Source organism: Rhizobium grahamii CCGE 502 (genome assembly GCF_000298315.2).
In the GTDB taxonomy this organism is placed as follows: domain Bacteria; phylum Pseudomonadota; class Alphaproteobacteria; order Rhizobiales; family Rhizobiaceae; genus Rhizobium; species Rhizobium grahamii.
Map to the genome: position 1 here is coordinate 101,272 of NZ_AEYE02000025.1, position 24,774 is coordinate 126,045.

Annotated in this window: 17 protein-coding genes; 3 read left to right on the plus strand and 14 right to left on the minus strand. The window is 61.5% G+C overall.

Features of this window, described 5'->3' with window-relative positions; translation table 11 throughout:
• Position 1 precedes the first annotated feature (1 nt).
• The 5 genes from RGCCGE502_RS20695 to RGCCGE502_RS20720 all read right to left on the minus strand — a co-directional run bounded on the left by RGCCGE502_RS20695 (position 2) and on the right by RGCCGE502_RS20720 (position 6,994).
• Complete coding sequence (locus tag RGCCGE502_RS20695) at positions 2 to 3,055, minus strand: efflux RND transporter permease subunit (protein ID WP_016556146.1); 3,054 nt, start codon at positions 3,053 to 3,055, stop codon at positions 2 to 4.
• Positions 3,052 to 4,143 (minus strand): efflux RND transporter periplasmic adaptor subunit, encoded by a 1,092-nt coding sequence (locus RGCCGE502_RS20700; protein ID WP_016556147.1) that lies wholly within the window; start codon positions 4,141 to 4,143, stop codon positions 3,052 to 3,054. The genes RGCCGE502_RS20695 and RGCCGE502_RS20700 overlap by 4 nt, the downstream gene beginning before the upstream one ends.
• 1 nt (position 4,144) lies before the next feature.
• Positions 4,145 to 5,209 carry an efflux RND transporter periplasmic adaptor subunit gene (locus tag RGCCGE502_RS20705; RefSeq protein WP_016556148.1) on the minus strand — a complete coding sequence of 355 codons (1,065 nt, stop codon included), beginning with the start codon at positions 5,207 to 5,209 and terminating at the stop codon, positions 4,145 to 4,147.
• Between the two features lie 654 nt (positions 5,210 to 5,863).
• Positions 5,864 to 6,088, minus strand: coding sequence for a hypothetical protein (locus tag RGCCGE502_RS20710; protein WP_016556149.1), 225 nt, complete (start codon positions 6,086 to 6,088; stop codon positions 5,864 to 5,866).
• Between the two features lie 510 nt (positions 6,089 to 6,598).
• Positions 6,599 to 6,994: a response regulator transcription factor gene (locus RGCCGE502_RS20720; RefSeq protein ID WP_016556150.1), complete on the minus strand. Its 396-nt coding sequence runs from the start codon at positions 6,992 to 6,994 to the stop codon at positions 6,599 to 6,601.
• Positions 6,995 to 7,246: 252 nt separating this feature from the next.
• Between RGCCGE502_RS20720 and RGCCGE502_RS20725 the strand changes: the two genes are divergently transcribed.
• The 3 genes from RGCCGE502_RS20725 (at position 7,247) to RGCCGE502_RS20735 (ending at position 15,479) form a co-directional block, all read left to right on the plus strand.
• Positions 7,247 to 7,885, plus strand: a complete 639-nt coding sequence (locus RGCCGE502_RS20725; protein WP_016556151.1) for a response regulator transcription factor — start codon at positions 7,247 to 7,249, stop codon at positions 7,883 to 7,885.
• Between the two features lie 553 nt (positions 7,886 to 8,438).
• Positions 8,439 to 13,982, plus strand: coding sequence for a trifunctional serine/threonine-protein kinase/ATP-binding protein/sensor histidine kinase (locus RGCCGE502_RS20730; protein ID WP_016556152.1), 5,544 nt, complete (start codon positions 8,439 to 8,441; stop codon positions 13,980 to 13,982).
• A 1,278-nt stretch (positions 13,983 to 15,260) separates the two neighbouring features.
• A complete protein-coding gene (locus RGCCGE502_RS20735; protein WP_016556153.1) occupies positions 15,261 to 15,479 on the plus strand; it encodes a hypothetical protein in 219 nt (72 codons plus the stop codon).
• Between the two features lie 374 nt (positions 15,480 to 15,853).
• Here the strand turns inward: RGCCGE502_RS20735 and RGCCGE502_RS38155 are convergent, their stop codons facing one another.
• The 9 genes from RGCCGE502_RS38155 to RGCCGE502_RS20780 form a co-directional block, all read right to left on the minus strand.
• Positions 15,854 to 16,708, minus strand: coding sequence for a hypothetical protein (locus RGCCGE502_RS38155; protein WP_016556154.1), 855 nt, complete (start codon positions 16,706 to 16,708; stop codon positions 15,854 to 15,856).
• A gap of 257 nt (positions 16,709 to 16,965) precedes the next feature.
• Entirely contained in the window at positions 16,966 to 18,033 is a 1,068-nt protein-coding gene (locus RGCCGE502_RS38970) for a DUF2092 domain-containing protein (protein ID WP_341875042.1), read from the minus strand.
• The gene (locus RGCCGE502_RS20750) at positions 17,961 to 18,593 is read right to left on the minus strand and encodes a nickel transporter (protein WP_016556156.1); all 633 of its coding nucleotides are present in this window, start codon (positions 18,591 to 18,593) and stop codon (positions 17,961 to 17,963) included. The genes RGCCGE502_RS38970 and RGCCGE502_RS20750 overlap by 73 nt, the downstream gene beginning before the upstream one ends.
• An 81-nt stretch (positions 18,594 to 18,674) precedes the next feature.
• Positions 18,675 to 20,030, minus strand: coding sequence for an NAD(P)/FAD-dependent oxidoreductase (locus RGCCGE502_RS20755; RefSeq protein ID WP_016556157.1), 1,356 nt, complete (start codon positions 20,028 to 20,030; stop codon positions 18,675 to 18,677).
• Positions 20,031 to 21,392, minus strand: a complete 1,362-nt coding sequence (locus tag RGCCGE502_RS20760) for an NAD(P)/FAD-dependent oxidoreductase (protein WP_016556158.1) — start codon at positions 21,390 to 21,392, stop codon at positions 20,031 to 20,033.
• Complete coding sequence (locus RGCCGE502_RS20765) at positions 21,389 to 22,423, minus strand: tetratricopeptide repeat protein (protein WP_016556159.1); 1,035 nt, start codon at positions 22,421 to 22,423, stop codon at positions 21,389 to 21,391. The genes RGCCGE502_RS20760 and RGCCGE502_RS20765 overlap by 4 nt, the downstream gene beginning before the upstream one ends.
• Positions 22,420 to 23,208: an SDR family NAD(P)-dependent oxidoreductase gene (locus tag RGCCGE502_RS20770; RefSeq protein WP_016556160.1), complete on the minus strand. Its 789-nt coding sequence runs from the start codon at positions 23,206 to 23,208 to the stop codon at positions 22,420 to 22,422. Before RGCCGE502_RS20770 ends, RGCCGE502_RS20765 begins: the two co-directional genes overlap by 4 nt.
• A gap of 80 nt (positions 23,209 to 23,288) precedes the next feature.
• Complete coding sequence (locus tag RGCCGE502_RS20775) at positions 23,289 to 23,912, minus strand: malonic semialdehyde reductase (RefSeq protein ID WP_016556161.1); 624 nt, start codon at positions 23,910 to 23,912, stop codon at positions 23,289 to 23,291.
• Positions 23,913 to 23,990: 78 nt separating this feature from the next.
• A complete protein-coding gene (locus tag RGCCGE502_RS20780) occupies positions 23,991 to 24,773 on the minus strand; it encodes an acetoacetate decarboxylase (RefSeq protein ID WP_019280218.1) in 783 nt (260 codons plus the stop codon).
• Position 24,774 lies beyond the last annotated feature (1 nt).

Below are 24,774 nucleotides of genomic sequence, written 5' to 3' on the forward strand. Positions count from 1 at the left end.
TTCAGTTCTGCTCCACTTCGCGGGGGATACGGAACCAGGCGACGTAGAGCGCCGGCAGGAAGAGAAGCGTCAGCGCCGTGCCGACCACGATCCCGCCCATCATCGCGTAGGCCATCGGTCCCCAGAATATCTCGTGCGAGATCGGAATCAGGGCGAGCGTCGCGGCCGCCGCGGTGAGCATGATAGGTCGCATGCGATGCTCGGTCGCCTCCACCACCGCCTTCCATGGCGACATTCCCTCCGCGCGCAACTCCTCGATCTGCACTATGAGGATGACGGAGTTGCGGATGAGGATTCCAACGAGCGCCAGGACGCCCAGCAGTGCGACGAATCCTAGCGGCGAGTTGCTGGTGAGCAGCGCCACGACGACGCCGATGAGTGCCAGCGGCGCCACCGAAAAGACCAGCAATAGCCGGTGGAAGCTCTGGAGTTGGATCATCAACAGCGTCGCCATGATGACGAACATGGCGGGCGCCACCTTGGCGATCGGTCCCTGTGACTTGGCGCTTTCCTCGACCGCGCCGCCGACTTGTACAGAGTACCCGGCCGGCAGCGTCTGTTCGAAGGCCGCGACCTTTGCGGAGAGCGCCTTCACGACCGTTGCCGGCTGCGTCGCGTCGCCGATCCCGGCCTTGATGGTGATGGTCGGAATTCTGTCGCGCCGCCAGATCGTCGGCTGTTCGAGTTCGTAGTGGAATGTCGCCACCGAGGATAGCGGCACGGCCTGGCCGCTGCTGCTCTGCAGTTGCAGGTCAAGCAGGGTATCGATCGAGCCCCTCTCCTTTTCCGCGGCACGGCCGATGACGTCTACGAGGTAGATGTCGTCGCGGACCTGCGTCAGCGCGCTTCCCTGGACCACGGTGTTGAGCGCCGTCGCGATATCCTGGGACGAGACCCCAAGCTGTCGGGCCTTGTCTTGCAAAACGTCGATCTTCACGACGCGGGCGGGCTCGTTCCAATTGAAAGCAAGGTTCCTAAGCGAGGGATGGGTGCCGACGATGGTGCCCAGCTTCTGCGCCAGGTCGCGCACCGTCTGCAGGTTCTCGCCGGATACGCGATACTGGATCGGCTTGCCGACCGGAGGTCCGATGTCGAGCAGCTTCACGTAGGCATCCGTTCCCGGAAAGGTCTTCTGAAGATAAGTTTCCATCTGGTGCTTCAGCTTGTCCCTAACGTTTAGCCCCTTTGTGACAATGATCGTCTGGCCGATGGAAACGTCTGCCGGCTGCACGTCGAACGAAAGAAGGAACCGCGGCGCACCCCTTCCCACGTATGTCGACCAATGTTCAACATCAGGGTTACCGGCTAGCACCTCATGTTCGAACTGGGCCATCTGGCGGCTCGTCTCAGCGATCGAACTGTTCTGCGGCAGGCTCCAGTCGACTATCAGTTCCGGACGGTCGGAGCTTGGGAAGAACTGCTGCTGCACCATCGACAGACCGACGACCGAACCAGCGAAGAGCAGAACGGTTGCGACGATGGTGATCCAGCGCCAGCGCAGGCAGAACTGCAGCAGGCTCGAAAACGCCTTGGCAAAGCGGCCCTTATGCTCGGCGTGCTTCTTCATGGTCTTCGGTAGGATGGTCACACCGATCAGAGGCGTGAACAAGACCGCGACCACCCATGAAACGACCAAAGAAACTGCGATAACGACGAAAAGCGTGAAGGTGAACTCGCCAGCGCTGCTCTTGTTGAAAGCGACGGGAATGAAGCCCGCCACGGTGACCAGCGTCCCAGTCAGCATCGGAAAGGCCGTCGAAGTATAGACGTAAGTCGCAGCGCTTCTGAGGCTGTCGCCCGCCTCCAGTCGCGCGACCATCATCTCGACGGCGATCATGGCATCGTCGACGAGAAGACCCAGCGCGATGATCAGCGCTCCGAGCGAGATGCGCTGCAGCGAGATGCCCGTGTAGAGCATCACCAGGAATGTTATGGCGAGCACGAGCGGGATTGCGACCGCCACCACCATGCCCGCTCTCATCCCGAGGCTGATGAAGCTGATCGCCAACACGATCGCGACGGCTTCGAACAGGGCCTTGGTGAAGCCGCCGACCGCCTCCTCAACCACCTTCGGCTGATCGGAGACCTTCTCGACGGAGACGCCGACAGGAAGATCCTGGATGATGTTGCCCATCGTCTTTTCAAGGGTTCCCCCGAAGGCCAGCAGGTTGCCGCCCGTCTTCATGCCGATCGCGAGGCCGATGGCCGGCTTGCCGTTGAAGCGAAAGAGCGACGTCGGCGGATCGACATAGCCGCGTGTGATGGTGGCGACGTCGGTCAGCGGGAAGAAACGGTCGTTTACCCGAAGATTGATCCCGCGCAAGGTCTCTTCCGAGATGAACCGCCCGCCGACCCGCAAGGCGACGCGCTCGGGGCCGGTTTCGACAAAGCCGGACTGGGTTACGGCGTTTTGCGCCTGCAGCGTGGTGATAATCGCGGCGCGGTCGATACCGAGAGCGGCGATCTTGCGGGTGGAGAATTCCAGATAGATCACCTCGTCCTGCGCCCCGACGATGTCGACCTTGCCGACGTCGGGTATCTTGAGGATCTGCGTCCGGGCGTTCTCGGCGTAGTCGCGCAGTTCCCTCTGCGTAAGCCCGCTGTCGCCCGTAAAGGCAAAGATATTCCCGTAGACGTCGCCGAACTGGTCGTCGAAGAAGGGTCCGACAACGCCCTGTGGAAACTCGTGCCTGATGTCGTCGACCAGGTTGCGGACGCGCGACCAGGTCGGCTTCACGTTCCGCGCGTTGGTATCCGGCAGTAGATCGACGAAGACGATCGTCTGGCCGGCGGTGGTGATGCTTCGCGTATGTTCGAGGTTGTCGAGTTCCTGTAGCTTCTTTTCGATGCGGTCAGTGACCTGCTGGGTCACCTCAGCGGCTGAAGCGCCGGGCCACTGTGCCTGGATCACCATCGTCTTGATCGTGAAGGATGGATCCTCCTCGCGGCCGAGCCCGAGATAGGCAAAGGCCCCCGCCACCGCGAACATGATCATAAAGTACCAGACGAGGGAGCGATGCTCGAGCGCCCAGTCCGAAAGGTTGATTTTTTTCACGGGCTTGGCTCCTGTGCGAGTTTCACTTTCTGTCCGTCGACAAGTTCATCGATCCCGGCGACGACGATCTCTTCCCCTTCCCGAAGGCCGGAAAGCACCTGGACGACGCGGCCACCAGCCCGCTTGGCGAGTTGGACGGCTCGGAGGTTGACCGCGCCTGTCGACCGGTCCACGATCCAGACTTGGTCGGCGCCATCCTTGTCGACTATGGCGGAGATCGGCAGAGTGACTGATGCCTTCTTTCCAGCCAGGGGCTTGACAGAAACCACCGAACCGAGACGGAAAATCTCAGGTGCCTGATCTATAGCGAGCTTGACCCTATAAGTGCGGGTACTGGGATCAGCCTGGGGCGCGATCTCGCGCACCTTGCCCACTGTCTCCTGCTTGGGGTTGAGTTGGAGCGCGACATCGACGTGGTCGCCCACGCGCCCAGATGAAAGTAGCGCCTCCGGAACGTCGACGACCACGTCACGCTGCTCGAGGCGTGCCAGCTTCAGGACAGGCTGCCCCGGCGAGACGGTCTGGCCCATTTCTACGAACGTAGCGGTGACGACGCCATCGAATTCGGCCCTGAGCTCGGAGTAGCCAAGCTGCTCATGCGCCTTGCCAAGGCTCGCCGTTGCTCTGGCAGCATTGGCGGTAGCCGACTTGAGCTGCTGTTCGGCAAGATCGTGTTCGGCAATGCTGGCTGCATTGTTCTGGACGAGCCTTCGCTTGCGCGTTTCGGTCGTCGCGGCGTTCTCCAACTGAGCCTGGGCGTTGCGAAGATCGGCCTCCGCGCTCTTAACCGCGAGCTGCAGACTGAGAGGATCGATCTCCGCGAGCACGTCGCCCTTGCGCACGAGGTCGCCAACCTCGACCTTGCGCGATACCATTCGCCCAAGAGTCCGGAACGCCAGATCGGTCTCGATGCGGGCTCGGACGACGCCAGGCAAGCCTGCCGCTTGGTCCCGCTCGGCTGTGGCTATCACCGCTTTGACGGGACGAGGTCCCGCCTGCTCTTCTGCGGCGTAGTTTTGATCGCAGCCGACGAGCAGAGGAATTGAGAGAAGAATTGAAAGAGCGCTGCATATGCGGACGAGTGTCATCTCACTTGCCTTCCCAGGCGACTGCCTGGCCTTCCTTGAGGAATTTGCCGCCTTCGGTGACGATCAGGTCTTGGGCCGCCACGCCGCTGGTGACGACGAAATCGTTCTGGCGGTACCGGCCGACCGATATCTTGCGGAGCGAGACCGAATGGTGCTGGGGGTTGACGAGCCACACGGCTGGTTCGCCTCCGGCAGAGGCGATTGCGGTATAGGGCAATACGATTCCGTCCCGCTGCGAGGCCCGCAGCTTGCCCACCACCGGCGTCCCGAGCGGCCACTGCGCGGCGTCCTGCAAGCCGACCTTGATCCGGATCGTGCCGCTCTTCCCGTCGATTACGGGAGAGACCTCGCGAATGCCGGCGTGCACGTCGTGCGCGGGATCTGAGACTGGCGCGACCTCGACGTCGTTCAGCGGTCGGCCGTCGAGGAAGAACGCCTCGAAGACATCGAACACCGCATCTTCCGGACCGTCGTGGGCGAGCGTGAAGGCGGACTGCGCCGCTGACACGACCTGCCCCGTCTCGATACCGCGCGCGGTGATGATCCCGTCCGCGGCCGCCCTCAACTCGGTGTAGGACAGAGCGTCCTCGGCGGTCGCAAGCGCGGCCTCGGCCGCCTCGAGAGAAGCCTGCGCGCTCAGCAGTTCCTTCTGGGCGTCGTCGAAGATCGCCCGCGGCACCGCCTGCGACTGCAGGAGCGACTTCGCCCGGTCGAATGCGAGCGTTTTCTGCGCAACGACGGCCTGCGCGGACTCCAGCGCTGCGCGGGCGACACTGACATCAGCCTCCTGTTCGGTGTCGTTGAGCCGCGCAAGGACGTCTCCAGCGTGGACGTGTGACCCGACGTCGACCTTTCTATCGACAATCCGGCCGCTGACGCGGAACGAGAGCTCGGTCTGCACCCGCGCTCTCACCTCCCCGGTGATCTCGGCTCCCGGTTGGTAGCGGGTCTCCGCCGCCGCAACCACGCGGACCTGCTGCAGCGGGGGGGGCACAGCGGCTTTCTCGTCGCAGGCAGCCAGAACTGCACAGGCGAAGCCAATTCCCAGCAATCGAGAGGACTGCATCTTTGTTGCTCCGATAGGGTTTCCGATCACCTGAAGCCGGCGTCTTGTACGACGGCTCACGAACTATGATCTGCGGGTCGTTGCCCGATGTTGTCACCGCCCACTTAGTGAGTGTTGTGGGCAATGTCAACATTGACAGATGAAAATATGTCCACCCAGCGAGATGCGGCGTTGGGGAACCGCGTCCGATTACGATGCGATGTGGGGTCCCGCGCTCGAGATCGTTAGTTGCACTGGTGAAGCAATGCATGGGCGAAGCGTTGTCGGGCTGGTGCGCTGGCCGCCATCGTCGACCCGGCGATCTCGCTGGCGCGAAAGCACTGCTCGGGGGTCATCGTCGTCGGACAAGGACGAAACGCGAAGATTGATCGGTGCAACCGCTCTATGAACCGCCACGAGAACTGGAGGCCGAAAACGATCTTGGTCTGTGTTTTCCCAATGACCCCGCCTTACACCGGCATGGAGCTACGCGCCGTTCGGGAGGCAATCCCCGTCAGTCATCTTGCTTGGCCCGACGCCAGTGCGCCGGAAGCAGAGATTAATATCGCGCGGCATGGCGCATGGTTGGAAGCAAGGGCGCTTGAACCGCTTTCGGCGAACCGGATACGTATCCAATCAAAATTCGGATAGAGGAATTTCGTCCAAAATTTTAGTCTACGCCGCGGTCAGCACATCAGCGACCTGGACATCCGACAACTTGATCTTCGCGGCCTTCTCCCTCAGCGCGGCCATCTCTTCAGCGACCAGTTCCAGGGCGATCTTCTGGACGGCTGCCTTCAACCGTTCCTCGACTTCGAACCTGTCCAGCAGGAAACAAGCTACTGCGTCTGCGAACATTTCCTCTATGGCAGGATCATCGTGCTCCAGAGTGTCAGTCATACTGTGCTTCCTTTTGGGTGCGGTATCCCTCTACACTTCGCACCTTCAAGGGTAGTTCCCAGCGTTATCTCAGTCTATTGGACTGAGGGAAGCGTTTCTGAATTCTAGGTAACCTCATCTCCTCCTTTGGTTTAGTACCAGATTGTCGAAGTCTACCGAACGCAGCTCCTCGCGGCTCGTGTTTGGTTCGCCTTTCGCCTCGGTCCCTTGGCTGCGCCGGACTACGCCCCAAAGAGCAGGCTGCGTTGAAGCCGTTGGGACGTGAGAGGTCGGTTGAGGCGATATTGCGGCTGTGACGAAGGCCACGAAGGCCACGAAGGCGACGAAGCGTCTGATTACAGGACGCCACGATGCAAGAGGGGCGTCCAAGACCTCCGCGTCCGAAAACGCGATGCGCTTGTACGAGACCGTTACGGCGTGAGACATGCCCATCTGTGGTGAACAATCGAGGCGCACCGTGAGCGGATCGCCGCTCAAAAACTCCGCGAGGCCCTCGGAGGTCGTAGCACCCTATGATCCGCTTTGGCCTTGGCCGCCGAGACCCAGCGCAGAAAGGATGCAATCAAGCAAAACATGTTCGCCAAACGGTTTTGTAAGGAAGCCGACAATGTCCCCGCCTAGCGCAGACGGGCGCACGTTCTTTTCTGGAAAAGCGGTGATGAAAACAGTTGGAATGCTCTCGCCCGACGCCACCAGCCTACGGTGCAGATCAAGCCCGCTCATTCCGGGCATGTTGATGTCCGTTACGAGGCATCCCGTACGGCTGATGTGAGGGGATTTTAAGAAATCATCCGCGGACGAAAAAGTCTCGGCGTCAAAACCCATCGACCTCATGAGCCCCTTGATGGCCACCCGCATCGGCTCGTCGTCGTCGACGATCGCAATCAGAGGTTTCTTGGTTGGCACTGTGGCCTCCCGACTTCGTCGATTGGCGTCGCGCCAAATCGGCGTGATTGGCGCGATTGCTGGGTCCACTTATTATCGGCCGACGACAAAGGCATCGCAAGTTATACGATCGTATACACTATCTAAACTTGCTGAGACGAACGGGGTCTAAACGCGCCGTTCGCCGGCTGGCATGGCCCACGGACGCGGGCTGCCACTGTAGCGGTAGATAGTGTACTATCCCACCGTCGATTTACATTAGGGGTTCTGACGTTGACCGAGGCGCAAGCGACCATCATTGTCATCGATGATGACCCCGAAGTTCGGGAAGCGCTTGGCAGTCTGCTGCGTTCCGTCGGCTTTGCCGTCAATCTCCTCGCCTCGGTGGGAGACTTCCTCAAGTCCGGGCGACCCGATGGACCGACCTGTCTCGTGCTCGATGTCCGGCTTCCAGGACAAAGCGGTCTTGATTTCCAGCTCGAGCTGTCGCGGGAAAATATTCAGTTGCCGATTGTCTTCATCACCGGCCACGGCGACATTCCGATGTCTGTCAAGGCGATGAAAGGGGGCGCCGTCGAGTTTCTGACAAAACCGTTCCGAGACCAGGACTTGCTCGACGCCGTTCACATCGGCTTGTCGCGCGACCGCGAATGGCTTGAAAACGAAAAGGCGATGGCGACGGTGCGGGCTCGTTTCGCTAGCCTGACCCCACGGGAGCGTGAGGTGATGGCTTTGGTGGTGACAGGACGGCTCAACAAGCAGATTGCCAGTGCTCTAGGTGTGAGCGAGATCACCGTGAAGGTTCACCGCAGCCAAGTCATGCAGAAGATGGGCACCAGATCCTTGCCCGAACTCGCGCGTATGGCCGACAAGCTGATGCTCGCGCCCGGAAAGGCGCAAACCGGCTCATAAGGTCTTGGCTCATCCCTTCTCATTGCGAACCGATCCTGTGCCATAGCCAATAGCCCAGAGACCGTCTCTCAGAAGCGGTTTGCTCCTTGTCGTCCTCGAGACGTTTGTATGTCGATCCATCAACGAGACGCGGGTGTCGCTCCCGGTATTCGAAAGTGTGGCTAGAAGAAACCACTGTATAATTTCCCGCCGCCGCTTCCGCCGCTACCCTGTACTCGTTGCCTCGAGACAGGCAGGTAGCGAATTCCTCCTTGCTACCAACGAGCTTCGCACCCCTCCCACCGAAGCTCTGCGGGTCCGAGACCCCTCGACCGCCCAGCCGCTGCTGGGCGGTCGTCGTCAGCAGAGGTGGAGATACATCGAACGGGCGGGTGATGGCCGCTCGGTTGCTGTGAGGAACCGGCCATATGTGGTAAGAAGGAAGGGATCGTCACGGCCTGTAATATGCGCTCGCTTTGGCCAACTTGATTGGCGGATCTGGGGAACGAAGTGGCGGTGATGACGTATTCGGCAGGTAGGCACATTCTCTTTCGGTGTTGGTGGAGATGGCGGTTTGGAGGTTCTTTGGGAAGACGGTGATCGCGTGTTCCACCGGCAACGGCGCCGAGGTGCCGACGGCAAGTGGAACCCGGTGCTGGTCGTGCTTTCGGCCCTCGAGTACCCGACACCTTCAAGCCTCGGTCGCCTCGACCATGAATACGGATTGAAGGATGAGCTCGATAGCGCGTGGGCGGTGCGACCGCTTGAGTTGGTGCGCGACGGAAGCCGGACCATGCTGGTGCTTGAAGATCCGGGCAGCGAGCCGCTCGCCCGTCGGCTCGGAACGGCAATGGAAACGGGACTTTTCTTGCGCCTTGCGATCGGCATCGCCGCTGCGCTCGGCAGCGTCCACCAGCGCGGCCTGGTCCACAAGGACATCAAACCCGCCAACATCCTGGTGAAGAACACGAGCGCCGAGGTGCGGCTGACCGGCTTCGGCATCGCCTCACGTCTCTCCCGCGAGCGGCAGGCGCTCGAGCCGCCCGAAGTGGTGGCGGGAACGCTTGCCTACATGGCCCCTGAGCAGACCGGGCGCATGAACCGCTCGATCGACTCCCGCAGCGACCTTTATGCGTTCGGCGTGACACTTTACGAAATGTTGACCGGGAGCCTGCCCTTTGCCGCTTCCGACCCGTTGGAATGGGTGCATTGCCACATTGCACGACAGCCGATGCCGCCCAACCAGCGGGTGGCGGATGTTTCGCCGACCGTCTCGGCCATCGTCATGAAGCTGCTGGCCAAGACGGCCGAGGAACGATACCAGACGGCGGGCGGCGTCGAGCACGATCTGAGCCGCTGCCTCCGTCAATGGGAAATGAAATCGCGGATTGAGGCGTTCCCGCTCGGCGAGCGCGATATCGCAGACCGGCTGCTGATCCCGGAAAAGCTGTACGGGCGGGAGCACGAGGTCGAGGCCTTGCTCGCAGCCTTCGACCGCGTGGTGTCGGGCGGGGCCCCGGAGTTGGTTTTGGTCTCAGGCTATCCCGGAATTGGAAAGTCGGCGGTGGCGAACGAACTCCACAAGGTACTGTTGCCGCCGCGCGGGCTATTCGCGTCCGGCAAATTCGACCAATACAAACAAGACATTCCCTATGCGACCCTGGCGCAGGCCTTTCAGGGCCTGCTCAAGGGACTCCTGGCGAAGAGCGAGGCCGACTTGGCACCGTGGCGCGCGGCGCTGAGCGCGACGCTCGGACCGAACGCAAAGCTGATGGTCGATCTCGTCCCCGAATTGAAGCTCGTCATCGGCGACCAGCCGCCGGTCCCAGAACTTCCACCACTGGAAGCGCAACGACGGTTCCAACTGGTATTGCGGCTGTTCATCAGTGTCTTTGCCCGACCCGAACATCCGCTGGCGCTGTTCCTCGACGATCTCCAATGGCTCGACGCTGCGACGCTCAATCTGCTTGAAGATCTGCTGACCCGGTCGGATCTGAAGCAGCTCATGCTGATCGGCGCCTATCGCGACAATGAAGTCACCGCCGCCCGTCCGCTGATGCGGACGCTTGACCTGATCAAGACCGCGGGCGGCAAGGTTTCGGAGATCACGCTTGCGCCGCTCACGCAGGACTGTCTCCAGCAGTTGGTTGCGGATGCGCTCCAATGTCAACCCGATCGAGCAGCCCCGCTCGCGCGAATGATGCACGACAAGACCGGCGGCAATTCGTTCTTCGTCCGTCAGTTCCTGTTTTCGCTCGCCGACGAGGGAATGCTCGTGTTCGACCATGACGCGGCATGCTGGTCCTGGGATCTCGAGCGCATTCACGCCAAGGGATACACCGACAACGTCGTGCACCTCATGGTCGGCAAGCTTGCGCGCCAGCCGCCCGATACTCGGGAGGCATTGCAGCAGTTCGCCTGTCTTGGAAACATCGCAGATACCAGGGTGCTTTCACTCGTGCTCGGGATCCCGGAGGAGCAGGTCGCCGGAGCCTTATGGCGGGCCGTCGATCACGAACTGCTCGAGCGTCTGCCAGGCGCGTACCGCTTCGTCCACGATCGCGTTCAAGAAGCCGCCTATTCGCTAATTCAGGAGGACCGACGCGGCGAGTTGCACCTTCGCATAGGGAGGTTGCTTGCGGCGAATACTACGCCGGAGGGGATTGACGATCATGTCTTCGAGATTGTCAGCCAGCTCAATCGCGGAGCCGCACTAATCACCTCGGCTGAGGAGCGCGAGCAACTGGCAGAGTTCAATCTGCTGGCAGGCAAGCGCGCCAAGGCCTCGACGGCATACGTCTCCGCTCTGAACTATTTCGTTGCTGGCACCATGATGCTTTCGGGGGACCGCTGGGAGCGGCAGCACCAACTGGCGTTCGCGCTTGAGCTGAACCGGGCCGAGTGCGAGTTCCTCCTTGGCGCGCTGCCGGATGCGGAGCGCCGGCTAGCCCAGCTTTCCAGTCGTGCTGGTTGCTCTGACGACCAGGCTGCTGTCGCCTTCCTGCGCATCGATCTTTATGCTGCGCTCGGGCAGACCAGCCGCTCGGCAGACGTCGGTCTCGATTACCTGAGGCAGTATCTCGGCGTCGACTGGTCGCCGCATCCGGACGACGCGGAGGTGCAGCGAGAATACGACCGGATCTGGTCGCAGCTTGGGAGCCGCGAGATCGACACGCTCATCGAACTGCCACTGATGAGCGACCCGGCGTCTTCCACGGCATTGGATATTCTCACTCGGCTCGTCGGGGCGGTATGGCATACGGATGCGAACTTGGCATGCATGGCAATATGCCTGGCCGTGAATCTGAGCCTGGAGCGAGGCAACACCGACGGCTCGTGCTACCACTATGTATCGCTCGGCTATATTGCCGGGCCGCGGTTCGGGGACTACGAGGCCGGGTTCCGCTTCGGTCAGCTAGGCTGCCAGATTGTGGAGACACACGACCTGAAGCGTTTTCAGGCAAGGACTTATAAAGACTTCGGGGCTCACGTCCTGCCGTGGACGAGACATGTCCGGACCGGTCGGGACATCTTGCGGCGAGCGCTTGAAATTGCCAACCAGAGCGGCGACCTCACCTTTGCCGGATACAGCTATGTCAGTTTGAATTCGAACATGCTGGCGGCGGGAGATCCGCTTTTGGAAGTGCAACGCCAGGCGGAGACCGGGCTCGCATTTGCGCAGAAAGCGCGATTCCAGTTCGTCGTAGATCTCGCCAACGCGCAGCTCTGGCTCGTCCGGACATTGCGCGGGTTGACCCGGAAATTCGGGTCCTTCGACGACGACGGATTTGCCGAACTTGAGATCGAACGCCGGTTTCTCGAAAATCCGAATCTTGCGGAAACCTGCTACTTCGTCAGAAAACTCCAGGCCCGATACTTCGCGGGCGACTATGAGGCGGCCGTTGATGCCTCGTTGAGGGCCCAGCGGCTGCCATGGACATCGGTGGGACATTTCGAAGAAACCCCGGAGCATCATTTCTACGGCGCCCTCGCCCGCGCCGCGTGCTGCGGCTATGAGGGGGCGGACCAGCGGGCGCGGCATAAGGAGACCCTGGTTTTCCACCACCGACAGCTTGAGATCTATGCGGAGAATTGCCCTGAGAATTTCGAGAACCGCGCCGCACTTGTCGGCGCCGAGATAGCTCGTCTTGAAGGCCGAGAAATCGACGCGGTGCGCCTATACGAGCAAGCGATCCGATCAGCGCGCGCCAACGGTTTCCTTCATCATGAAGCCCTCGCATATGAACTCGCCGCCCGGTTTTATGCGCAAGGGGGCTTCGACGAGTTCGCTCGTCTCTATCTCCGCAACGCGCGAGCCTGCTATCTACGCTGGGGCGCCGATGGCAAGGTGAGGCAACTCGACCAGCTCTATCCTGACCTCAGAGGGGAAGAACGCCCGCCCGCTCCAACGAGCACCATGGGCGCGCCGGTCGAGCAACTCGATCTAGCGACCGTAATCAAAATCTCGCAGGCCGTGTCGGGCGAGATTGTCCTTCAAAAGCTGATCGACATAGTTTTGCGCACCGCCGTTGAGCACGCGGGCGCCGAGCGCGGCCTGCTGATCCTGCCGCGTGGCGGCGAGTCGCGGATCGCGGCGGAGGCCACGACTTGCGGTGAAACGGTCGCTGTGCAGATGCTCGACGAGATCGTCACGGAGTCTACGCTGCCACAATCACTCCTTCGCTACGTGACGCGCACGAACGAAACCGTGGTCCTCGACGACGCAGCGGTTCAGAATCAATTCGCCGCGGACCCATATGTTTGTCAGCACCATGCTCGTTCAATTGTCTGTGCGCCGTTGCTCAATCAGGGCCAACTGACAGGGGTACTCTACCTTGAGAACACCCTCGCCCCTCGTGTCTTCGCGCCAGCCCGGATCGCGGTGTTGAAGCTGCTCGCCTCGCAGGCAGCAATCTCACTGGAGAATACCCGGTTGTACCGCGATCTCGCCGAACGCGAAGCCAAGATCAGTCGTCTCGTCAACGCCAACATCATCGGTATCGTCATCTGGGATATCGAAGGTCGTATTCTTGAAGCCAATGACGCGTTCCTCAGCATGGTGGGATACGATCGAGAGGACCTTGCCTCGGGTCGGCTATCCTGGACGGACCTGACGCCAGACGAATGGCGCGACCGCGACGCACGGACCGTCGCGGAGCTGAAGATGGTGGGGGCGGTCCAACCGTTCGAGAAGGAATACTTTCGGAAAGATGGCACCCGTCTGCCCGTGCTGATCGGAGGTGCGCTGCTAGAAGAAAGCAGCAAAGACGGTGTCTCTTTCGTCCTCGATCTGACGGAGCGGCGACAGGCCGAAGAGGGATTACGGAAGAGCGAGGAAGCCTTGCGCCAGGCGCAGGGGCAACTGGCCCATGCAAATCGCGTCGCCACAATGGGCCAGCTCACAGCCTCCATCGCCCATGAAATCAACCAGCCGCTCGCCGCATCGCTCACCAACGCCCAGGCGGCGTTGCGCTGGCTAGGCACCCATCCGCCCGATCTGGAGGAGGTGACGCAGGCCCTGGACCGGATCGTCGAGAACGCCAATCGGGCCAGCGACGTCATCGGCCGGATCCGTGCCTTGATCAAGAAGGAGCCGCCCCGCAAGGAGCGCTTCGACCTCAATGAAGCCATTCGTCACGTGATCGCCCTGACCGGCAGTGAGGTGCTACGACAAGGCGTCACGCTGCAGACAGAATTCGCGACGGGCCTGCCCTTGGTGGAAGGAGATCGGGTCCAGCTACAACAGGTGATCCTGAACCTGATCATGAACGCAATCGAGGCGATGAGCGACATCGATGAGGAAGAGCGCGAACTTTTGATCAGCACCGAGGCAGAAGCCTCAGGAACCGTTGTCGTCGGGGTGCGCGACAAGGGTCCAGGTCTTGACCCGCAAACAGTGGATCGTCTTTTCGAGGCTTTCTTCACGACCAAATCCAGCGGCATGGGCATGGGCCTGGCGATCTGCCGCTCGATCATCGAGGCGCACGGGGGGCGGATGTGGGCCACCGCCAGTGGATCAGGCGGGGCAATATTTCTGTTCACCCTGCCTCTCGAACCAGACGAAACCCATGGCGCAAAGTCTGCTGTCCAAACCGCAATGTTGAAAGACTGCGTATGACCAACAACTGGTTGAGGCTCTCGAGCCAGGCAGGACTCTGCGAAGCGTAACAGCCTTTGGAAGGTCCTCTCTTTCATCGCGGACAACAGCGTGCCCCGAACTGATCCACCTTCACGATGCCCCATCGGGCCGGTGCGCAATCGCGCTTGCGAAAACTGGACGAGGCGTTGGAGAGCGTCGACCTGTCTGCATCAGCTAGAAGTGCTGGGCGCCAAGATCGAGGGTCCTAAATTCCGTACCCAGGACGCGGCTTCGGACTCAATGCATGGTCACGGAAATCACTGGTGGGCGGAGATCCCCGAAGTCGTGTAAAAGACGGAGAAGCTCGACGGAGTGGCACAAGAGACCGAACTGGGTTCCAGCAACGTATAAGGTGAAGGCAGATCTCCAGGCTTGAAAAGCTTGTCCCCAGGGAGACTTGATCGTTTCGCGTGGCATGACGGAGAACGTCATCAAATGAGCTTCCAGGTCCGCAGTCGGCCAAGATGAAATAGCTGGCGGCGTGTGGAGCGGAGAACCCGGAGCGCAAGGGCCAGCTTCCCCATATGCGCTGGGAAACAGCGTCAATGGGACCAGCTCGATCTGGATGCGGTGGAGTTCGTGTGTCATGGACTCAATCCTTTGGAAGAACGAGGAGCAACGAAGAGGCGAACGGTCCGGCCTATCGGCTCGCCGGCCACGCATCGCTGGTGAACCGCCTCAAGTCTGTTCTTGATGCAGGCATCGGCCTGATGAGCGCCTTCGTGAGCTAGATGACGTTGCCGCGCGGGAGAAAGTATCCTGACCGTAACAGGACGTGGCGCGACCTGCTATTGATCTTTAGGAAGGATCGGGTAGCGAAGAGGAGGAGACGGCTTATACGGCGGTGTAGGAGTCCTTCATCGAGGCCCGCTGCCAGAAATCAGACCGCAATCCGCTACTTTACGATGAGACGCCTTCGGCAGTTGCTTATATGAGGATGCCTGCGCACGGCTCGGGGCCGACGTGGTTCGCTACACCTTCATCGTAATGGACTTTCACCATCTACTCCTTGCCGGTCTCCCGGCGCACCCCCATGGGATCTAATTCCGCATAACTCCGTGGCAGCCGCCTGCGTGCTGCATCCGTATAATTTGCGCATACACAAGTATCATGGCGGACTTGCAAACTTTGTTTTACCTTTTGCTTATGAGTGCTGGCTCCCCAAATTGATCATGTTCGCACCGGCGTCGGCAGCCATTCACCAGACGTTGGAACCATGGCCAATCAGGTTGCAAAACCGTTAGGAAGGGACGCAGAATGCCGACGGTACCTCCGACTCCTATCACGCCTCCAGACGAGCATGTTGTCACCGCCCGAGAGGCGCTTGAGCCCCTCTATGAGAGACTGGAGCTTCACACCGAGGCCACCCTGCTGTCGGCGGCTATGGAGGCCGGATGGCCCGCCGACGAGGCCACGAAAGCGCTGGCCGCCCTTAGATTGCAAGACGCCCTCAATATACTCGGCCGAGAAAATTGAGGTCGCAGCATATCGACACCGAACGAGATGGAAGGCGTCGCAAAGTTTCCTTTGCGGAGACGACGGATAATTTCGCCGGTGTTCGGCGTCGCCAAGGACTCGAGGGTTCGATTGGAACATCAGGACGATGTTCCCTCCTTGCTTCGCCGCCGCATCTACGCGACAGGCGTGTTGCTTCTAAAACGATCCGGCAAAGCCCAGAGACTCGCTTGGTTGCCGTCTAGCGGATCGACCAAGTTATAGACCTCCTCGGCGGTGAGCTAGCATATCGACACCGTCGTTGCCGCCAGGGAATCCAGTTTCCCATGCGGGGCAACGGCCGGACGAGTCGTGCGACCGTCCGGCCTGTAACCTTCACCGTGCCAAGGTTGGTTCTAGTTCCCGCGAGGCACGCGATTGTAATCCGATGGTGGGACGTCGCCCGTGACCGAGATATTTCCCTGAATCCCATAGATGATCCGTAAATTGGCGGCCGCAGCCTGAAGCCAACCGACGGCATCCTCCGAGGTCCAAGCCGTGCCCCCCGGCGGCAGGCTCTCAAACAGACCCACGATCAGAGGATTCAAAGAGGAGGAGCGGCCGTTGCCGCCGCCCTGGTTCGGACCACCGCCCCTGCCGCCATCGGACGGAGCCGAGCGGACTTGATCGGAAGAGGTCGCAGATACTTCGCCAGAAGGACCCGAAGACCTGGTGTGAGACGAACTCGAAGAGCCCCTGGACGAACCCGACGACGCCGCGCTCGCGGAGCCTGCGCTGCCGTGAGACGAATTAGAATACGCCGCGCCGGAGGAACCCGTGGCGGATCCCGAGTGATCTCCATAGGAAGAGTAGGTCGTTCCGCCGGTGCTCGACGCGGCTGCCGCACCGGTGACGAGCCCAGCCGCGTACCCGCCCAGAACGTAGGCTCCGCGGCGATAGTATCCGCGCCCGTAGTCTCCGCCGCCATACTCCCCGTCACCATAGTCGCCGACACCGCGGTCTCCACCACCATAGTATCCACGGCCAAAGTATCCGTTGCCGTTGCCCGAAACCTTGAGATCGCCTGAGTTGTTGACGGTGAGGTTGCCTGAGTCCTTCGCGACGATATTGCCCCCGGAGTTCATGAAGGCGCGGTTCCCAACGACGTTGCCGCCCGAGTTCACCGTGTTGCGGATATTTCCGGACGCGTTGCTTCCTCCGCGGCCGGGCCCTTCCGCCAATCGCCCCTTTGCGCCGCCGACATCTGGCATACGAGTTCTTGGCTTCACTGGAGGACGGCTCTGCGCGCTCATCGGTGGCCGACCGTGACTCGCCATCGGCGGACGCGGTGTTCGGCCCACCTGCGGACGCGGCGCCCCGCCCGGCCCTCCCGACGGGAAACGCGGTGGCCCGCCCATTGGCAGACTGGGCGGACCGCCGGGCGGTGGCGCAAACTGACCGAAGGCAACGTCCGACGTAATGGCAGTTAAAGCGATAAAAGCAAGGCTGGTGCACTTCAGACGGTTCATCACTTGCCGCCTTCCTTTTCCGACGCGACGTCGGGTGTCGAATCGATCTTTTTCGCCCCGGCGGGAGGGTCAAAGGTGAATTCGGCGTCGGACAAAGGGGGCTGGGTCTTCCAGCTCGTGAATTCTGCGATGAACCGGGGTTGGCCCTGCAGCAACGGATAGGTGACGATCAGGCGATGTGGCGTCGCCGCGGTGTTCTTCTCGACCCACAATTCCAGATCGATACCGGACTTCTGAGAGAAGAACAGATGCCTGCACTCGATGCCGTCGACCTCGGCCGTCCCGACCTGCCAGGCGGCCATGGCATCGCCTAATAGGATTTTGTCCGGAGAAGCTGCAAAAAGTGCACCCAGCGGAAAATCGAAGTCGAGCTTATCTGCAACCAAGTCAAGCGCGGACGGTATGTCGCCCGACGCGGGGGTCGTCCCGTATTTTTTGCTGTCGGGATAAAAGAGCGAGGCGGTCTTTCCGTCGTAGAACAGATTGTGCTTTCCGTCATCGCCGATAAATTCGACGGCGATCCGGTCGGGCCGGCGCACGGAGATTTTCATTGTATGAAAAATGTGAAGCGGCTGTCCGGACTGATCCAAATAAACCCTGATCGTTTTCGCGGTGATCGAAAGGTCCCTTGCGAGTAGCGTCTTTCCCATTTGCGAAACGGCGGTCTTGGCCTCCTCGCTGATCGCCGGCTTGACCGGCTCATCTGCGCGGGCTGTCGGCAGCGCAGCGAATCCTACGCTCACGACGATCGCGACGGCTTGGACGGCATTTCGAAGTATCGCATTCAGACCTCGCCCGCTTTTGCCAACGACAGTTGGGTCCGCCGCGACTGAACAGTGTAGGCTTTTCAATAGGATTCGGTCCGAGCCATTGCAAACTCTCATGTTCATTTCCTCTGTGATTAAAGATTCGTTGGCAGGCAGGCCGGATGAGGGTTCCCGCCAGTAGCTGTTTTCTTCGCGCTTGAGCTTTCGGCGCCCAAGGAATGGGATGCTCAAATGCCCTGGCAAAACCACACGCCTCCGACGATGATCGCGAACATCGAGAACGTCGACATGAGGCCGCATTGCACTCTGGCACTTCGGGCGCTGGGACGACTTGCGAACCAGCCGATGAAGGTTGAAAAAGTCGCCATCGCTGTGATCGTGCCAAGACCGAAGACGAGGAGATATGCCGCCGCTTCGGTAGTCGTGGGCAATGCCAGCGCCGGCACAATGCCTAGCAAGTGAGAACTGCCAGCCAGTCCGTGCACCGTGCCGACAGCGAAGGCCGGATGCTTGTGACCATGCGGATGATACCCGTCGGAATGGGTTTCGGCCTGGTCGGCAAATGCTGTGCGTAGTCCCCAGATGCCGATACCGCAGAGCATGACGCCCACGAAACGCTCGCTCCAGGCGGAGACGACGTCAATGGACAGAGCGCCCCGCAACACAAGCGCGAGCAGCCCAACGCCCATGACCCCGGCGCTGTGCCCTACCCCCCATCGAATCCCTGTGCGCCATGCACCAGCTTTGGCGTCGACGGCATACGGCGCAATGGCTGCAAGGTGATCGGGCCCGCAGACCACGTGAACAAAGCCTGCAAAGAGCCCGGAGGCCAGAAGGGTCGTCAGAAAGAAGGGGGTCATGTCGTAGCCTTTCGGGCGGTCCAATTCGCATAGCGGTCAGGGAGCGCGGCCAACGTGGCACGGATCCGGCCACGGCGCCCATCATCGGTCGGGCAATCGAATGCGCGCTCGGACATGCGAGTTGATCATGTCCGCGAGCCATATCAGCCCGCCACGCCAGAATCCGTGCAACCGCGACTGATGGCTGCGGTAGAGGAGAACGTGACCAAGTTGTGCCACGCGCCCACGTAGGAAGCCGCCCGTGAACAGTCCAAATTGTCCAAGCGAGCCATAGGCGCCGTAGCCGCCTAGCGATACGATCGAACCGAAGTCCCTGTAGGAGAACGATGGCATGTCTTTCCCTTCCAGCCAGCCAGGAAGATGGCGGATCAAATGCGAAGCCTGCTGATGCGCGACTTGTGCCGCCGGCGGTAGCGGCCTGCCGGGATCTCCCACGGAAAGACTGGAACAGTCCCCGACGGCAAAGATCCCGGGATCCCGCGTCGTCTGCAGCGTAGGTCGCACCACGATTTGGTTGTTGCGCGTCACTTCGAGCCCGTCGAAAGAGGCGCAGGCGTCCGAAGCCTTCACACCGGCCGCCCATACCTTCAGCCCGGCGTCGATCTGTGTTCCGTCCGCCAGTCGAAGGCAACCGGCTTCTGCAGCGACGACGCGCGCGCCTGTCAGGACGGTGACGCCGAGTTTCTCGATACGCTCGCGGGCGGCGATCGCCACCCGATTGGGAAACGCACCCAACAGGTTCGGCCCGCTCTCGATCAGCGTCACCTTGACCTGGTCGCGCAGTCCTGCTGCGCCGTAGTAGGCAGAGGTATCTGCAAGCTGGACAAGCTCTGCGGCGAGTTCGACTCCTGTGGCGCCGCCTCCGACCACCGCGATGTGCAAGCTGCTCTTGGCGGCCAGCGCTTCGAGCATGTGAGCCATCACCTCGCGATTGAATTTCATCGCCTGGGAACGGCTGTCGATCGTGAGGCAGTGATCGCGCACGCCTGGCGTTCCGAAGTCGTTCGCCTCGCTGCCCGTCGCTAGGATCAGCGTATCATAGGAAATCGCGCGCTCCGGCAAGATGGAGCGACCCTCGATTTCCAAGGGCTTCAGATGAAGCTTCCGCTCTTTCCGGTCGATGCCCTTGAGCTCTCCCGTCTCGAACACGAAATGTCGGTTGCGGGCTTGGGAGATGTAGGAGGTTTCCTGCTGCGAGACGTCGGTGGTACCGGCGGCGATCGTATGCAGCATCGGCTTCCACACATAGGCAGGCTCCCTGTCGACCAGCGTCACGGCGATGGAGGCGTTGCGTGTGCTTCCCGGCAATTTCGAGGCAATTTCAAGTCCGGCGATTCCGCCGCCGACGACGACGATCTGGTGGGTGCCCGAAGGCCTGGCACCTTGGTCAGGGTCGTGTGGCTGCAGTTTGTCGGACGATGTGGACGGATTCGACATCTATCTTCTCCAGATGGCAGTGTCTTCGGCGATTTCGTTGATTGCGGGCCCGTGCCCTCCCCGATCGGCTCCCAGCTCGGACGGCTCTACGATCAGCCGTCCGCTGCGGCGGTAGGTGGTTAGAAGGCGCACCCAGTTCCCCAGGATCGACAGCCTTGCATGACCGCCGCCAGACAGAGTTCGAAGATGCAGCAGTCCCCACAACAACCACGCTGGAAAGCCGATGATCGAGCGGCCGCGAAACTCCGCAACGCCGACGTGGCGGGAGATGGTCGCCAGCTTGCTCGGCGTGAAGCATTCGTAAGGCTTGGAATGGGCGGTTTTTGCAAGCCGGGCGGCGATGAGCCTGCCGACGTATCGTCCCTGATCCTGCGCAACCGACGCCAGTCCCGGCATCGGGCGACCGTCGGGGCCGATAACATGGGCCGCATCGCCGATTACAAAGCACTCGGGATGCCCCGGCACGGAGAGATCATTCAGGACCGCAACCTTTCCGTCGGGTTTGACATGCGCCCCGAGCGTGCGGGCTAGCGCCACTCCCTGGACCCCTGTACACCACAACACCGTCGCGGCCGCGATATGCTCGTCGCCGACGACAACACCCGCTGCGTCCAAGTGAGTTACGGGAACGCCCAGCTTCACCTCGACCCCTTGGTCTTCCAGCGCGCGGGCCGCATAGGCCGAGTGTTGCTCGCTGAATGCCGGCAGCAATCTTGATCCCGAGTGGATCAGAACGACGCGCGCCTTGCCGAGGTCGATATTTCGAAAGTCCGATGCGAGCGTCCTTCGAGTAAACTCGCTGATCGTACCTGTGATCGCCACGCCTGTCGGCCCACCGCCTACGATGACCACCGTCATGTCGCGCGCCTGCTTTTCAGGATCAGGCTCCAATTCGGCGCGCTCGAACGCCTTTAGAAGTCGATTGCGTGCGGCGACGGCGTCGCCGAGCGACTTCAGTCCAAGCGCGTGCGGCGCCCACTCCTCCTCGTGGCCAAAATAGCTTGTCTTCGCGCCCGTCGCGACCACCAAGATGTCATAGGCTATATCGTCGCCTTCGTTCATGACGACAGCCCGGCGGGACAGGTCGATGCGCTTCGCCTCCCGCATTTCCACCCGGACGTTCGGCATCTCTCGCAGAAGCGATCGGATCGGCGTGGCGATTTCCGCGGGTTCGAGGATCGAGGTGGCGACCTGGAAGAGGAACGGTTGAAACAGGTGGTGATTGTTGCGGTCGACAAGTGTGATGTCGGCGTTGCTGTCGCGCAGTGCGCGGACGACGGCGAGGCCTGCGAAACCCGCGCCGACGACTACGATCCTCCACCGCGATCTGCAGTTCCTCGTAGACTGTCTTTCAGCGTTCATTGTCGTGGCCCCACGAAGCATTCGGCCTGCTCGGCGGCGCGCCGCGCCCTAGCATGCAACCGTCGCGATCTGGGCGTATCGCGAAGTTTGAAATTGATCAGGGCCAACTCGAGACCTCGTTTCGGCCGGTTGCCGATTCCGATGAAGAACGTCGCAGCGTGGTCGGCGTACGCTTCAGGCCACCGTGCGAGCAGGCGCTCGTAGGATTCCGCAACAAGGTCGATTTGCGTGGCGGTACGGCGGCCGCGAGCGGCGAGGATCTCTGCGTAGACCGCCCGATACTCAGGATCGTCGGAGATCTCGAGCAGCGGCTCGACGAGTGCTTCGGCGACGTCCAACTGCCCGCGGGCGAGAGCGACTTCGGCCCTGTGCCCCCGTCCGGGTACGTGCGCCGGCACCACGGCTTCGAGCTCTGCGAAGAACGCGTCCGCTCGATCGAGTTCGCCGCGGCGCAACGCCAGAACTCCTCTTTGAAAGAGAAGTTGCCCGCATGGAAGAGGTGAAACGCCATCGTCGACGTCGAGCGCGGCCGCGTAGTACCTTTCGGCGGCGCCCCATTGATCCATTTCCTCCAGCAACGTCGCGAGGCTTCCAAGGGTATCAATCCGAGGATCGTGCTCGGCGATCCTTTCCCGCAGCACAAGCGCCTCGTCGTACCGTCCCACAGCCTGGAACAGCGCCGCCCGACCGGCATCGATCTCCAACTTCGCGTGCCCGCTGGCGAGCGCCTGGTCGAGGAGTGCCTTGGCCTCGGAAAAGCGGTGGAACCGTTCCGCTATCCGCGCTCGAAGATAGATCGCCGCGGGCGATCGTGGCGCAAGGCCGACCGCCTCGTCGGCGACTGATTCCGCACGGTCGTGATCTGCGATACGGCCAAGCAGATCGCCGCGAAGAAACAGCAGCTTCGACAACACCTGCAAATTCCCGAAGGTTGCGCCCGCGACGCGGTCCCGCTCCAACCCGTCGATCGAGGTCGACAGGTTGGAGAGAGCGATGCGCCCGCTTGTATAGCGCCCGCGATCGATCATCATGCCGCGTGACTTTTTACGCCGGTCAGCAGCGCCGGATACCCCCGAGTCAGCGAGCCCCCGTCGATCGCGATCGTATCGCCATTGATCGATCGTGCGCTGTCGGACGCGAGAAACACGGCAGCCGCGGCGATTTCTTCCGCTGCCACGACGCGGTTCATCGGAATGACGCTCAGGAACAGGTCGCGCATGGCGGGATCCTCGAGTTCCTTCCTAGTCAGTGGCGTTTCCACGAGACCTGGCGCGATGCCAACGACGCGAATGCCTCGGCCACCGAGTTCCAGCGCGCCGCACCGGGTGATCATGTCCACCCCGGCCTTCGCGGCGCAGTAGGCCGCCTGACCTTCGCCGGGCTGGCGTGCGTTCACCGAGGAGATGTTGATGATGACACCCGGCCGTCCCTGTTCGATCATGATCCGGGCCCCATGCTTGACGCCGAAGAAGACCCCGCCGAGCGTCACGGCATGAACTGCCCTCCACTTTTCGGCGGAGAGTTCGGTAAGCGGAGTGATCGCGCCAAAGCCGGCGCAATTGACAACGACGTCCAGGGACCCGAACGTGTCGTGGGCCGCCCGCAGTGCGCCTTCGACCTGATCCTCGTCCGAAACGTCGACGACCCGGCCAATGGAGCGCTCGCCGAGCGCACGGGTCGCCTCATCGAGCGCCTTCGCATTGAGATCGCAAAGCACCACGCTCGCGCCCGCTTCGACAAATGCCGTCGCGATGGCTTTGCCGATGCCGGATGCGGCGCCGGTCACGACGGCGCCCTTGCCCTTCAACATGTCCATATTCACTTCTCCTTGATGTGTGGAATGGTTACCGCATAGGGATCGGATCCTGCGTCCGGGTTCCCTTTAGGTTGCAAGCTTCAGAGGATTGTCGCCATCTCGTGGAACGAGAGCCGCGGGTTGCGAGGAAACAGCTTGGCGTCATTGCCGTAGCCGATGTTGATAATGACGTTCGCCTTGATGTTGCCGTCGGGAAAGAACTCTTGCTCGACCTTGGCTGGGTCAAAGCCCGTGATCGGCCCCGCATCCAGGCCCACGGCGCGCAGCGCAAGAATGAAGTACGCGACCTGAAGGGTGCCGTTTTGAGCAGCACTGCGGGCAGCGAGGTCCGGGTTGTCGGCGAACCAGCTCTTCGCATCGGCGTGCGGGAGAAGAAACGGCAGGAGTTCGTAAAACTTCAGATCATAGCCCGTGATGGCGACGACCGGTGCGCCCGTGGTCTTATCGACATTGCTGGGCATGAGCGCCGGACGCAGCCGCTCCTTGGCTGCCGTCGAGGTCAGGAAAAGCACGCGCAGAGGCTGCTGGTTCGCCGAGGTCGGCCCCATCTTGGCGAGGTCGAGCGCGTCACGCAGAAGCGCGTCAGGAACGGGAAACTCGTGGAAGGCGTTGTGGGTCCGCGCCTCGGTAAAGAGCTGGGCCACGGCATCGGTGCCGAGCGGTTCGCCACGACGCAGGCTGTTGGGGTCAACATTGGCAATCATTTGGTTTCCTTTTGCGATTGGAGTATCTGGGGGAAGCGGACGACGAGCGCTGCCTTGGCAGTCGCTCTCCGCGCACCTTCATCGCGCTCTGGCCTCAAGGTAGTCGTGGACGACTTCACCGTCGTTGAGCGTCATGTCCCAGAGGTGCTGGCGGCCTTCGAGAACGCGCACGACCGGAAGCGCGGCGACCGGGCAGCCGACGTGCGGGACCATGAACAGTTCTGCAGGGCCGCCCCATGCGCCCTTCAACCGGACATCGTAGAGATTGACCTTGACGAGCTGGGCGACCTTCGGCGTGCGAGCGTCGACGTCGGGAAGCAGCTTCAGCACGAGTTGCGTCGTCTGCAGTTCCTGCTCGATCTCGGCCAGGCGATCGGACAGGTCCACCATGCGGTACGGCATGGTTGCAAGCGCGACCTGGGTGCCGCCATAGGACAGGGTCCCGGTCAGTACCTCCCGGACGGCCTTGAGCTCGGGCTCCCCATGACGCTTCGGGAAGCCGAGGATCTCCCGCCCGGCGAGCGTCGGGGACTCGCTGTTGAGGAAAGCCTGGAAGACGTAGATGACCGGCTTGCCCTCGAAGGTGCAGGCCACCGAATGGCCGATCTCGACGTACGGCCCGAACCCGCTGACCTCGGTCATGTTCCGCCACTCTATGGTGACGCGGTTGCCCTCTGCGGGTTCGAGAGGTCTGGGGACGACCGCGCGTACGGCCTCCGCGGTGCTCTCGTAGGTGACGATGAGCTGGTGCATGTCCTTGTAGTGCCATGGCCCACGCGGATAGCTGGGCCTCAGCGTCGACATCACCGGATGCTCCAGGAACCAGTCGGTGACACTTCCATTGTCTTTCATGTTGTCCATG